The sequence below is a fragment of the Streptomyces sp. G5(2025) genome, from assembly GCF_049542075.1.
Lineage (GTDB): Bacteria > Actinomycetota > Actinomycetes > Streptomycetales > Streptomycetaceae > Streptomyces.
On sequence record NZ_JBMUZT010000006.1, the window covers coordinates 3,150,198 to 3,162,598 of the forward strand.

Annotated in this window: 7 protein-coding genes and 1 pseudogene; 3 read left to right on the forward strand and 5 right to left on the reverse strand. The window is 73.2% G+C overall.

Annotated features, from left to right (window positions below; translation table 11 throughout):
* Positions 1-19 precede the first annotated feature (19 nt).
* Together ACOBQB_RS25010 and ACOBQB_RS25015 are read right to left on the reverse strand one after the other, a co-directional pair.
* Positions 20-2,614 carry an ABC transporter permease gene (locus ACOBQB_RS25010; protein WP_423594426.1) on the reverse strand — a complete coding sequence of 865 codons (2,595 nt, stop codon included), beginning with the start codon at positions 2,612-2,614 and terminating at the stop codon, positions 20-22.
* The gene (locus ACOBQB_RS25015) at positions 2,611-3,399 is read right to left on the reverse strand and encodes an ABC transporter ATP-binding protein (protein ID WP_423594428.1); all 789 of its coding nucleotides are present in this window, start codon (positions 3,397-3,399) and stop codon (positions 2,611-2,613) included. Before ACOBQB_RS25015 ends, ACOBQB_RS25010 begins: the two co-directional genes overlap by 4 nt.
* A gap of 357 nt (positions 3,400-3,756) precedes the next feature.
* On the opposite strand from ACOBQB_RS25015, the gene ACOBQB_RS25020 reads away from it, so the two are divergent.
* Positions 3,757-5,352: an MDR family MFS transporter gene (locus tag ACOBQB_RS25020; protein ID WP_423598744.1), complete on the forward strand. Its 1,596-nt coding sequence runs from the start codon at positions 3,757-3,759 to the stop codon at positions 5,350-5,352.
* A gap of 76 nt (positions 5,353-5,428) precedes the next feature.
* Here the strand turns inward: ACOBQB_RS25020 and ACOBQB_RS25025 are convergent, their stop codons facing one another.
* The 3 genes and pseudogenes from ACOBQB_RS25025 to ACOBQB_RS25035 all read right to left on the reverse strand — a co-directional run bounded on the left by ACOBQB_RS25025 (position 5,429) and on the right by ACOBQB_RS25035 (position 10,758).
* Positions 5,429-6,331, reverse strand: a complete 903-nt coding sequence (locus ACOBQB_RS25025; protein WP_423594430.1) for a cellulose-binding protein — start codon at positions 6,329-6,331, stop codon at positions 5,429-5,431.
* Between the two features lie 284 nt (positions 6,332-6,615).
* Positions 6,616-9,755, reverse strand: a pseudogene (locus ACOBQB_RS25030) (SUKH-4 family immunity protein).
* Between the two features lie 7 nt (positions 9,756-9,762).
* A complete protein-coding gene (locus ACOBQB_RS25035) occupies positions 9,763-10,758 on the reverse strand; it encodes an SMI1/KNR4 family protein (protein WP_423594432.1) in 996 nt (331 codons plus the stop codon).
* A gap of 360 nt (positions 10,759-11,118) precedes the next feature.
* On the opposite strand from ACOBQB_RS25035, the gene ACOBQB_RS25040 reads away from it, so the two are divergent.
* Positions 11,119-11,688 carry a YwqJ-related putative deaminase gene (locus ACOBQB_RS25040; RefSeq protein ID WP_423594434.1) on the forward strand — a complete coding sequence of 190 codons (570 nt, stop codon included), beginning with the start codon at positions 11,119-11,121 and terminating at the stop codon, positions 11,686-11,688.
* 106 nt (positions 11,689-11,794) lie between these two features.
* Positions 11,795-12,313, forward strand: a complete 519-nt coding sequence (locus ACOBQB_RS25045) for an SUKH-3 domain-containing protein (RefSeq protein ID WP_423594436.1) — start codon at positions 11,795-11,797, stop codon at positions 12,311-12,313.
* Positions 12,314-12,401: the final 88 nt, after the last annotated feature.

Below are 12,401 nucleotides of genomic sequence, written 5' to 3' on the forward strand. Positions count from 1 at the left end.
CGCACCCCCGTGGCGGTGGCTATTCGGTGGCGATGGCGTTCAGGACGTTCATGCGGCCCGCCCGGAAGGCCGGGACCAGCGCCGCGAAGAGGCCCACGAACGCCGACCCGACGAAGACCGCGATGATCGTCGGCCACGGGATCTGAAGGACCTTCAGACCCTCCAGGGCCAGCAGCTTCTGTGCCGTCGCCCCCCAGCCCATCCCGAGCCCGAGGCCGAGCAGCGCGCCGAAGAGCGCGATGACCACGGACTCCAGGCGGATCATGCGGCGCAGCTGGCGGCGCGAGAGGCCGATGGCCCGCATCAGGCCGATCTCCCGGGTCCGCTCGACGACCGACAGGGCGAGGGTGTTCACCACACCGAGGATCGCCACGATGATGGCGAGGCCCAGCAGGCCGTAGACCATGTTCAGCATCTGCCCGACCTGGTCCTTCAGGGTCTGCTTGAAGTCGGTCTGGTCCATGACCTTGTACTGCGGGTACGCGGCCAGGGAGTCCTTCAGGGACTGGTACGCGGCGTCCTCCTGGCCCTTGGCGGCCGTGGCGAACATGATGTCGTTCTGCGGCATCCGGTCGGCGGGGACGTACTTCTCCAGGGTCGTGATGTTCAGGTACATCGCGCCCTTGTCGACGGTGCCCTCGTCCGAGGTGATCGCCGCGACCCTCAGCTCGGCGGTCTTCTTCCCGTGCTCGAAGGCGACCTTCAGCTCGTCGCCGACCTTCAGGCGGTGCTTCTTCGCGAACTCGTCGCCGACCGACATGGCGTTCTTCCCGTACGCCGCGGCCAGGTCACCGGCGACCGTCTCGCGACGCAGGTCCTTGGCGTACGTCGGGTCGGCGGCGCTCAGTCCGACACCGTCCACGGCCTTGCCGCCGGGGGTCGTCACGTCCGCCCTGATCTGCTTGTAGCGGGTGATGTGGCCGATGTGGTCGGCCTTCTCCAGGGCCTCGGCGGCCTTCGGGGTGATGAAGCCGCCGGGCTGGGTGGGCTGGACGATGAAGTCCGCGCCGACCGACTTGTCCAGCTCGTCGGTGGCCGAGGCGACCATCGAGGAGCCGACCACGGAGAGGCAGGCGACCAGCGCGAGGCCGATCATCAGGGCCGCGCCGGTGGCACCGGTGCGGCGCGGGTTACGCAGGGCGTTGCGCTCGGCCATCCGCCCGACCGGGCCGAACGCCCGCAGCAGCACCGCGCTGATGACGCGGACGACACCGGAGGCGAGCACCGGGCCGATCACGACGAACCCGACGAGGGTCAGGACGATCCCGCCGCCCAGCAGGAGCGAACCCTCCTTGGCCTGGTCGGCCTGCCCGGCGGCGTAGAGGCCGAGGCCGCCCGCGCCGGTGAGGACCAGGCCGATGACGGCGCGCAGCACGCTCGCCCGGCCGTCGGCCGGGGTGCCCGCGTCGCGCAGGGCGGCCATCGGGGAGACCTGGCCGGCCCGTCGTGCGGGGAGGTAGGCGGCGAGGACGGTGACGACGACGCCGAGGACCATGCCGACCACGGGGGTCGTCCAGTTGACGGTGAGGTCACCGGTGGACAGTTCCATGCCCATGCCGGACATGAGCTTCATCAGGCCGACGGCGAGGCCGATGCCCGCGCCGACGCCGAGGACGGAGCCGAACACACCGAGCAGCAGCGCCTCGACGAGCACGGAGCGGTTGACCTGCCCCCGGCTGGAGCCGATGGCGCGCATCAGGCCGATCTCGCGGGTGCGCTGGGCGACCAGCATCGAGAAGGTGTTGATGATGAGGAAGATGCCGACGAGGAAGGCGATCCCGGCGAAGCCGAGCATCGCGTACTTCATGACGTTCAGGAAGCCGCCGACCGACTTGCGGTTCTCGTCCGCGGTCTCCTTCTGCGTCCTGATGTCGTACGCGGACGTGCCGGCCTCGTCCACGGCGGCCGCGACGCTCGCCTTGAGCCGGGTGTCGCTCACCCCCGCGTCGGCGGTGACGTTGACGTGCGTGAACCGGCCGGTGGCGCCGAGGAGTTCGCGCTGGGCGGTGGCGGTGTCGAAGTAGACGATCGCGGCGCCGGGGTTGGTCACCTTGAAGGTGGCGATGCCGGAGATCTTCGCGGTGTGGTCGCCGGTGGCGGCGATGGTGCGCAGCTCGTCGCCGATCTTCAGGTCGTGCTTGTCGGCGGTGTCGGCGTCGACCATCACCTCGGTGGGCCCGCGCGGGGCGTGCCCGGAGGTGATGTCCATCGAACGCAGCTCGTTGCGCGTCCAGTTGCCGGCGATGGTCGGGCCGCCGTTGGTGGGGCCCAGGTTCTTGTTGTCGGAGTCGACGACGGTCACGCTCTGGCTGCTGACGGCGCCCTCGGCGGACTTGGCGCCCGCCGCCTTCCCGGCCTTGTCGACCACAGAGGCGGGCATCGACTCGGGCCTGCCGCTGCGGGGCGCCTCCCCCGCGTCCTCGGCGGTCTTGGGGGAGACCGTGACATCGGCGGAGGTCGCCGCGAAGAGCTTGTCGAAGGTGGTGCTCATCGTGTCGGAGAAGACGAGCGTGCCGCACACGAACGCCACCGACAGGACGACGGCCACGGCGGAGAGCGCCATGCGGCCCTTGTGCGCGAAGAAGTTGCGCAGGGAGGTCTTGAGGACGGTCATGACGTGCGCCCCCGCGCGTCGAACGACTTCATGCGGTCGAGGACCTGGTCGGCGGTGGGGTTGTACATCTCGTCGACGATCCGGCCGTCGGCGAGGTACAGCACCCGGTCCGCGTACGAGGCGGCGACCGGGTCGTGCGTGACCATCACGATGGTCTGGCCGAGGTCGGTCACGGACCGGTGCAGGAAGCCCAACACCTCCGCTCCGGCACGGGAGTCGAGGTTCCCGGTCGGCTCGTCCCCGAAGATGATCTCGGGCCGCGAGGCGAGCGCGCGGGCCACGGCGACGCGCTGCTGCTGGCCGCCGGAGAGCTCCGTCGGGCGGTGCTTGAGGCGTTCGGCGAGACCGACGGTCTCCACGACCTGGTCGAGCCAGGCACGGTCGGGCTTACGGCCGGCTATGTCCATCGGGAGCGTGATGTTCTCCAGGGCGTTGAGCGTCGGGAGCAGGTTGAACGCCTGGAAGATGAAGCCGATCCGGTCCCGGCGCAGCCGCGTGAGCTTCTTGTCCTTCAGACCGGTGATCTCGGTGTCGTCGAGGAAGATCTGCCCGCTGCTCACCGTGTCGAGGCCCGCGAGGCAGTGCATCAGGGTGGACTTGCCGGAGCCGGAGGGGCCCATGATCGCGGTGAACTGCCCGCGGGCGATGTCCACGTCGATCCCGTCGAGCGCGACGACGCGGGTCTCTCCGGAGCCGTACGCCTTCACTACTTGGCGCGCCCGTGCCGCCACGGCCGTACGCCCTCCCGTGCCCCCGTGCTTGGGTGTGCTCACAGCCGTTGTCACGGTAAGTCTCCTATGTCGGTCTTGCGAAGAGTTGATTGTCCGCCGTACGGACAAGTCTGGTGTCCCGTGGGGCCCCGGCGCGCTGATGCTCAGCGCACTCTTTTCCGGGGGAAAACCCCACCCCCACCCGTGCGGCGCGCCGTAGAGCCAGTCCGCGGTGCGCCGTAAAGCCAATCTAAGGACCGGCCGGGGCCCGCTCATCCTCCAGTGGTACGAGCCCTCCCCGGTCCGGAGTACGGAGATTCCCCTAGGGGTTCTCCACCCGCCGGTGGAGGCCGCCTCAGGGACGCCTCCACCCTGCCCTCCACCCCCGACGGGTGAGAAAGTGGCCCGCAGCAACCGGCGCAGGGGAAAGGAATCACCGTGGGGACGGGAACGGACACGGACGCACGGGACGCGATACGGGGCCGGGGCGCGGTCGTCGCCGCGCTGATGCTCTCCATGGCGCTGACCGCCGTCGACTCCACGATCGTGTCGACCGCCGTCCCCCAGATCGTGGGCTCCCTCGGCGGCTTCCCGATCTTCTCCTGGCTCTTCTCCGGCTACCTCCTCGCCGCCACGGTCACCCTGCCCGTCTACGGCAAGCTCTCCGACACCTTCGGCCGCAAGCCCGTGCTCATCGCGGGCAGCGTGCTGTTCCTGCTCGGCTCCGCGCTCTGCGCCCTCGCCTGGAACATGGAGTCGCTCATCGCCTTCCGCGTCGTCCAGGGCCTGGGCGGCGGCGCCATCCAGGGCACCGTGCAGACACTCGCCGCCGACCTGTACCCGCTCAAGGAACGTCCCAAGATCCAGGCGAAGCTGTCCACGGTGTGGGCCACCTCCGCGGTCGCGGGGCCCGCCCTCGGCGGCCTCATCGCCTCCTGCGCGGACTGGCGCTGGATCTTCCTCATCAACCTCCCGATCGGGGCGGTCGCGCTCTGGCTGATCGTGCGTCACCTGCACGAACCGGCCCGCGAGCCCGTCGCACGGGGCCGCGTCGACTGGCCCGGCGCGCTCGCCGTCTTCGCCTGCGGCGGCGTCCTGCTGACCGCCCTCGTCCAGGGCGGCGTCGCCTGGGCCTGGCTCTCCGCGCCCTCGCTCGCGCTCTTCGCCACCGGCCTCGCACTGGTGGCCGTCGTCGTCCTCATCGAACGGCGCGCCGCGGAGCCGATCATCCCCGGCTGGGTCTGGCGGCGCCGCACCATCGCCGCCGTGAACCTCGCCCTCGGCGCGCTCGGCCTGGTGATGGTCGCCCCCACGGTCTTCCTGCCGACCTACGCCCAGTCCGTGCTCGGACTCGCGCCGATCGCCGCCGGGTTCGTGCTCTCCGTGATGACCCTGAGCTGGCCGGTCTCGGCGGCGCTCAGCCAGCACGTCTACCGCAGGATCGGCTTCCGGAACACCGCGGTCGTCGGCATCGGCGCGGCGGCCCTGATCCTGCTCGCCTTCCCCCTGCTCCCCTACCCCGGAGCGGCCTGGCAGCCGGCCCTCGTCATGCTGCTCCTCGGCGCCGCCCTCGGCCTCTTCCAACTCCCGCTGATCGTCGGCGTCCAGTCCACCGTCGGCTGGGCCGAACGCGGCACCGCGACCGCCTCCATCCTCTTCTGCCGCCAGATAGGCCAGACGCTGGGCGCGGCCCTCTTCGGCGCGGTCGCCAACGGCGTACTGAGCGCACGGCTCGGCGGCTCCGGCTCGCTCGACTCCGTGGCGCGCGTCCTGGACGACCCCGGCTCCGTGGCCGACCCGGACCGGCTGCGGCGGGCGGTCGACACGGCGGTCGACGCGGTCTACGTGGGCGCCGGATGCGCCGCCGTCCTGGCCCTGCTCATTCTCCTCCTCGTCGCACCGCGACGCTTCCCGGTCCTCCAGGAACCGCAGGAAGCCGACCAGGGCAGCCGCGGCGAACCGGGCCAACCAGGTTCGCAGCCGGACCAGTTGTCCCCTACACGGCGGGAGACCGACGGAGCACCCTAGGTTCATCCCCCTAGGGGCTTCATCCCCTAGGGGGACTCCCAGGGCGTGTCAGGGCACGTCAGGCCGGGCGGGGCGGTCAGGGCGTGTCCTCCGCCGGGGCCCGCCCCGTGAGCGCCGCCAGGCTGCCGCGTACGTGATCCATGTGGGCCCGCACCTCGTCCCACTCCTCACCGTGCTCCCGCAGGACCCGCTCCGTCTCCCGCGCGATCCGCTCCTCCCGCAGCCGCGCCCCCGCCACGATCTCCGCGGCCAGCGCCTGCGCGTCCTCCCGCCGGTGCCGCGCCGCCTCCCGCGCCTCGGCGAAGACCCGCTCGGCCTCGACCAGCCGCACCTCGGCCGCGCCGAGCCGCTCCGCGTCACGCGCGTCCACCGCCGCCTCCCGCCCGGCGATCTCCCGCCCGGCCGCCTCCCACCGCTCGGCCTGCTCCTTCTCCTGCTCGGCGAGCAGCCCCTCGCACCGCCGCCGCGTCTCCCGCAGCGCGGCCAGCGCCTCGCCCCGCCACTCCTTCACATCCCGCCGCGCCGAGATCCGCGCCTCGTCCGCCGTGGCACGGTCCTCCCCCAGCCGCCGCCCGACCCACTCGTCGGCCTGGGCGCCCACCTCCTCGGCGTACGCGCGGGCCGCCTCCCGCACCTCACGCGCCGCGGCCTCGGCCACCTCCGTGGCGGCCAGCGCCTCGGCCCGCGCCGCCTCCCGCACGGCGTCGGCCTCCTCCTCGGCCAGCGCGAGGATCTGCCGGGCCCGCCCGCCGAGGGTCTCGTACGTCTGGGGGGCGAGCCGGGAGACCACCTCGCGCAGACGCTCGGCCTCGGCCTCCATGTCCTTGGCGAGGACGGTCAGCCGGGCGGCGCGCTCCCACGCCTCGTCCCGTTCCTCGGAAAGTCCGGCGGCGTACGCCTCCACCTGCTGGGGACGGTAACCGCGCCCGCGCACGGTGGTGAAGCCGTACGGCGACGACGATGCACCGCTGCTGCTCATCCTGGGAAACCCCTCTCCGACGTACCTCGCGCGTACAGCGCGATTGGCGCACATCTTGATGGATCAAGCGGAAGCGCTCATAACGCGACACTCCGCCCACGCCACCAGGTCAAGGATGCGGCAATCGGCGCCGGACGTCGGGATCCGGGCGCAGGTTCACCCCCGCCGGGCCCCCTACGAGCGGCGCCCCGCCCCTCACGCGAGAAGGCGCCCGACCGTCACCAGGTCGAGCGCCTCCTCTTGTACGCCGTCAGGTCACGCCCCGGCCGGCCTCTACCGCCCCGTTACAGCAGGCCGTCCCACATCTGCTCCAGGAGCACCGACCACCAGCTCTCCGGCGACGCGAGCGCCGCCGGGTCGAGGGCCGCCAGCTGGTTCTGGAAGTCGACGGTCCAACGGCCCGCCTGCTCCTGGTTGAGCCCGAAGCGCAGCCGCCACATCCGGCCGAGCAGCGCCATGCAGCGAGCGAACTCCGGCAGACCCGTGTTCACGAACTGCGGCGGCACGGGAGCACCGCCGGGACCGGCCTCCACCGGCACCGCCACGATGTGCGCCGTCCCGTACTGGACACAGAGCGCACGCCCGAAGTCGCTGCCCATCACCAGATACGAGCCCGCGTCGGACGCCGGCCGCACACCCCGCTCCTGCGCCAGCTCCGCCAGCGTCGGCACCGGCCGGCCCGGCTGGGCCTGCGCCCAGAAGAACGGCCCGAAGTCGACGGGCAGCCCCGCCACCACGAGGGTGTGCGCCACGATGTCCGGCACGCCCTGCCGCGACACCGCCCGCTGGTCGAAGCGGAAGACGCCGGGACCGAAGGCCGCGGCCAGCTCCTGCGCCACACCCTCCGGCGGGATCGGCGGGGCGGGCGGCAGCTGCTGCAACGGCGCGCGCACCGGCGCCGGACGCGCCGGACCGTCCGCGACCTGGTGCAACTCACCCTGGTGCGCGATCAGTTCCCGCATGCCCTGCTGCCGGGACGCGTGGTCCCTGCCGTAGGGGGCGATGGACGTGATCCGCGCCTGCGGCCACGTCTCGCGGATCATACGGGCACAGTACGCGCCCGGCAGCTCGCAGGACTCCAGCTCGGTGTGGAGCTCCAGGACCTGCTGCGGCGGCACGTTCATGCCGCGCAGCTCGTGCAGGATCTGCCACTCCGGGTGCGGGGTGCCGGGCGCCGAGCGGCGGATGAGCTGCTGCTCGGAGCCGTCGGCCGCGCGGTAGCGCAGCACGGCCTGGTAGCCGGGGCCCACGGTGGGCTGCCCGGTGGGCGGCTGCGGGTAGCCGTACGGCTGTCCGGGCGGGCCGGGCTGCACGGGAGCGGGCGGCGGCGGCATGCCGGGGCCGCCGACCGCGGGACCGGCCAGCATCGTCGCGGCGTGATGGACACCGCCGCCGGGAGCCCCGGGAGGCCCGGGAGGCTGGGGCGCACCCGGAGCCGCGGGCGCGCCCGGCGGCTTGATCCCCCCAGGACCGCCGAGACTCGGGTCGGCGAACATCGTCGCGGCCTGGTGCACACCACCGGCAGGCGTACCCGGCGCACCAGGAGGACCGGGCGGCCCGGGAGGCTGCGGCGCACCGGGCGCACCCGGCGGCTTGATCCCCCCAGGACCGCCGAGACTCGGGTCGGCGAACATCGTCGCGGCCTGGTGCACACCACCGGCAGGCGTACCCGGCGCACCGGGAGGACCGGGGGGGCCGGGCGGCTGCGGCGCACCGGGAGCCGCGGGCGCGACCGGCGGCTGCCCGTCCGGCCCGAGGGAGGAGACCAGCTGCGTCGGGACATACCCACCGGCGGGAGTACCGGGCGCACCGGGCCCGGACGGCGGCGGCGTACCCACACCGGGCGCACCGGGCGGCGGAGTCGCACCGCCGACGGCACCAGGCCCCTGCGGATACCCGTACGCGGAGGCATCGGCCCCCGGCGGCGGAACCGGTGAACCAGCGGGCGGCTGCGGCGGGTTACCCCCAGCGACACCCGGAGCGCCCGGAGCACCGGGCCCCTGCGGATACCCGTACGCGGAAGAGTCGCCCCCCGCGGCGGGGCCGACGGACCAACGGGCGGCTGCGCCAAGCTACCCCCAGCGGCACCCGGAGCACCCGGCCCCTGCGGATACCCGTACGCGGAGGCATCGGCTCCCGGCGGCGGGGCCGACGGGCCAACGGGCGGCTGCGGCGAGTTGCCCCCAGCGGCCCCCGGAGCACCGGGGCCCTGCGGATACCCGTACGCCGAAGCGTCGGCCCCCGACTGGACCGGCGAACCAGCCGGCGGCTGCGGCGACTTCACTCCAACCGAAGCGCCCGGCGCACCCGGCCCCTGCGGATACCCATACGCGGACACGTCGGCCCCCGGCTGAGCCGGCGAACCAGCAGGCGGCTGGGTCGAGTTCACCCCAGCCACGCCCGGAGCGCCCGAAGCGCCCGGCGCACCCGGCCCCTGCGGATACCCATACGCCGAAGCGTCGCCCCCCGGCGGCGGTGCCGACGTGCCGGTGGGCGGGGGCGGAGTCGCCGAACCCACGGGCGGCGCCGGTGTGGCCGGGGACGGGGACGGGCCGTCCAGGGCCGGGGCGATCGCCGTGGCAGGCAGCTGGCTGCCGCCGTGCATCAGCGCCGTCTTGGCGTCCGGCGCGACACCGGGCGGCGGCGTGTCGTCCTCGCCCAGCACGGACAGCGGCGGCGAGAACACCGTCGCGGGCAGCGGCACCGAATGGTCCTCGGCCGCGTCGGCGTTGGTGTCCGTACCGGCCCACGGCGTCGCCCCCGCGGGCGCACCCGGCGACGTGACGGCCAGGCCGTCGTCCCGCACGGCCTCGTCGTCACCGTCCGCAGCACCGGCCGCCGGCCACGGCGTACCGCCACCCGGAGCGACGGGAGGCAGGGGCATCCCGGCGTCCGTGGGAGCCGGCGGCGCCGAACCCCCCGCGTCCGGCGCGTCGTTGAACGCGGCAGCCGGGCCCGCGCCGGAAGCCACCACGGCCCCCGCACCCGAATCCGCGCCCGCGTCCACCTCCGCACCCGAAGCGGACGCGCCCCCGCGGCGGTCCGGGATCCCCATCTTGTCCGCCGCCTCCTGAAGCCACTCCGGAGGAGTCAGCAGGAACGACGTCTGATTCAGATCGACCCGCTCCGCAGGCGGCGGCACCGCGTCCTGCGGTACCGCGTCCGGCAGGCCGTACTCCTCCTCGTACCGGCGGATCACCTCACCCACCGGCAGCGAGGGCCACAGCGTCGCCTCACCGCTGTCCCGCGCGATGACGAGCCGCTGGGCCCCACCGTCGGACACCGGGCCGTCCTGGCGGTCCTCGGCCCAGACCACGAACCCGAGGTCGAACTCCCGCACCCGCACCTCGCGGTGCTGATAACCCGGCACCTCGCCGTTGATCCACTCTTCGGCGCGCTCCTGCGCCTGCGCGAAGGTCACCATCGCCTAGTCACTCCCCAGCCGAGGACACGGGAACAGCGCGCGCGAAGCCGCCGTCCACCATCAGGTTCGCCACGGTCTCCAGCTCCGGCGGATTGCCCGCCAGCCGCCCCAGAAACGCGTCGAAGTCGTCACCGCACGGCAACAGCAACCGCCGCACACGCTCCGCCGGCGGCCACGCGGCCGCCTCCGAGACGTCCCGCACGTCGTCGTACGCGCAGAACCACACCGAACCGACCCGCTCCCCCTTGACCTTCACGGCGAGCAGCCCGCCCTGCACGAACCCGACACCCAGATAGTCCTTGGTGAGATGGTCGCGCAGACACTTGTTGACGTACACCAGGTCATTGACCGCGGCCTCGTCGCGCACCGTGAAGAACGGCTGGTCCACCAGCAGCCCCAACTCGGCGTCCAGCGCCGCCCCGACCGGCGCGCAGCCACCCGCCGCCTTCAAGAACGAACGGTAGGCACCCGGCAGCCGATACCCCAGGTCCTCCTCCACGCCCTGCACCTGCTGCTCCGTCACCGCGACCGCCGCCTTCGGCAGACCGAAGTGCGCCGGACGCGTCTCCTGCAACGGACGCGTCCCCCTCTTCTCGTGGTCCACGGCCGTCGTCGCGATCCCACCGTGATGCCGCAGCAACGCCTTCACCTCGACCGGCACCAGCTCAAGCCGCCGACCGCCCGGCACGTGATGCCAGGTCCAGCCGTGCGGGGTCGCCACCGCGGGAATCGTGTCCCACAGGTCATGGCCGTCCGCCGCCAGCGCCGCGTTCGCCGACACGTAATCCGTCAGGCGCAGTTCATCGACACCGAAGCCCTCCGGGGGCTCCGCGACCTCCGCGGCGGCCCGGGCGTAGGCCGAGAAGTCCGGATAGCCCCGCTCGTCCACCCGCACCCCTCTGGGATGGCGGGCGGCGCGGACCGGATCCGGGAAGTGCACGACCTGCCCGGCGTAGGCCGCGTTCGGCGGCGCGGACTGCTGCCCCAGCCGACCTGTCGTCATGGCGGTTGCCCCCTGCGGCACGGTGAAGATCCTGATTCTGCTACTGGCTCTGGCTGTGGTTCTGTTCTGGTTCTGGTTCTGGTCCCGCGGATTCCGGCGCCGCCGGACTCGCGCCCCACGGCCCCCGGCACTACGGACGCCGACACAGCCTATGCGTAAGGACGACACCGGTCACCGGGCCTCCGGTTCCATGACCAGCAGCCACCGGCCGGTCACCGTGCGACGAAACCCGACGCGCAGCCAGGCGTGTCGCGGTGCCCCAGCTTCCGCACCACCCGCCCCATTTGGCAGGCTGTCCCCCGCGACGCGGGGGCGTGGCACACAGCGGTGACGACCGCGAGCAGGGGGAGGGACAACAGCATGATCAACACGGCACAGAGCGACACCACCGGCCACACACCGTCCACGACGGCACCCGCACCGGTGGAAACAACGCCACCCGCCGCGGCCTCCGGCGACCCACGCGTCGGCTGGAGCAGCACCGCCGCCCTCGCACCCATCCTGCGCCAACGCCGCGACGGCATCCTGCCGACCGTCGCCGCCGCACTCTCCGTACGCGGCCAGACCACCCTCACCTGCACCGCCAGGCGCGGCGAGGAACCACCCACGCTCCACCCGCTCGTCCAGGACTTCCTCGACACCCTCACCAGCGGCCAGCGCGAACGCTTCACCGGCCGCTGCGCCGAAGCCATCCTCATCTCCCGCCACCTCACCACCGCGGACGCCGGCCGCTCCAAACGGGCCGCCCGCAAACCCATGACCAACGGCGAGGCCCGCAAAGCGCTCAAACACGCCAAACTCACCACCCGCCGCATCCGTGAGGACGGCGACCCCCTCCACGGCTCCTTCGCCCAGCCCTGCCGCTCCTGTACCGCCCTCACGGCGCACTTCGGCGTACGAGTCGTGGACCCGACGGCAACCGAAGCCTGACCGACGCCGGACACCAGCAGCGACCGACACCTCCCTGACCCACCGTCCCACCGCCCCACCGTCCTGGCAGCCACCCAGACCGCCCCGACCGAACAAGGGCCATCCCATGCACGCCGACCCCACCGCCGCCACCGCCGTCCCGGCGGGCGGCAGCACCCGATTCCCCGTCCCCGTCGACGCCGCCCTGCGCGCCGCGGGCTGGCGCCCGGGACGCTGGGACATCAAACAGGCCGAGATCTGGGCCGACGCCCTGCGCCGCCACACCTCACCCGCCGGACACCGCCACGCCGTCTTCCCCGCCGCCGTCGAGGCCTGGGCCGAATTCGGCGGACTGCACATCACCCCACAGGGACCCGGCCGCCAGATCGCCCCCGCCACCATCCACCTCGACCCGATGTACGGCCTCCACCTCGCCCGCACTCTCGGCGACCTCGGCCGCGCCCTCGACTCCGAGGTATGCCCCATCGGCGAGGAGACCGAGACCCAGGCCCTGCTCGCCATCGACACCGACGCCCGCGTCTACAGCCTCGACCACAGCGGCGACTGGTTCCTCGGCGCCCACCTCGACCAGGCCCTCGCCACCCTGATCACCGGCGCCCAGCCCACCCGCCTCACGGCCACCTGACCCCCGGCGCACACGGCGACGCGGGCAGCACACCCGGCACGCACCGGCAACAGGCCCGCGACGCCCAGCCACACCGACCCGCCCACGG

Excerpts from the sequence above, each read along its gene's own strand:
- ACOBQB_RS25045 (WP_423594436.1), top strand. The coding sequence starts at position 11,795 with ATGCACGCCGACCCCACCGCCGCCACCGCCGTCCCGGCGGGCGGCAGC.
- ACOBQB_RS25040 (WP_423594434.1), top strand. The coding sequence starts at position 11,119 with ATGATCAACACGGCACAGAGCGACACCACCGGCCACACACCGTCCACG.
- ACOBQB_RS25025 (WP_423594430.1), bottom strand. The coding sequence starts at position 6,331 with ATGAGCAGCAGCGGTGCATCGTCGTCGCCGTACGGCTTCACCACCGTG.
- ACOBQB_RS25010 (WP_423594426.1), bottom strand. The coding sequence starts at position 2,614 with ATGACCGTCCTCAAGACCTCCCTGCGCAACTTCTTCGCGCACAAGGGC.
- ACOBQB_RS25035 (WP_423594432.1), bottom strand. The coding sequence starts at position 10,758 with ATGACGACAGGTCGGCTGGGGCAGCAGTCCGCGCCGCCGAACGCGGCC.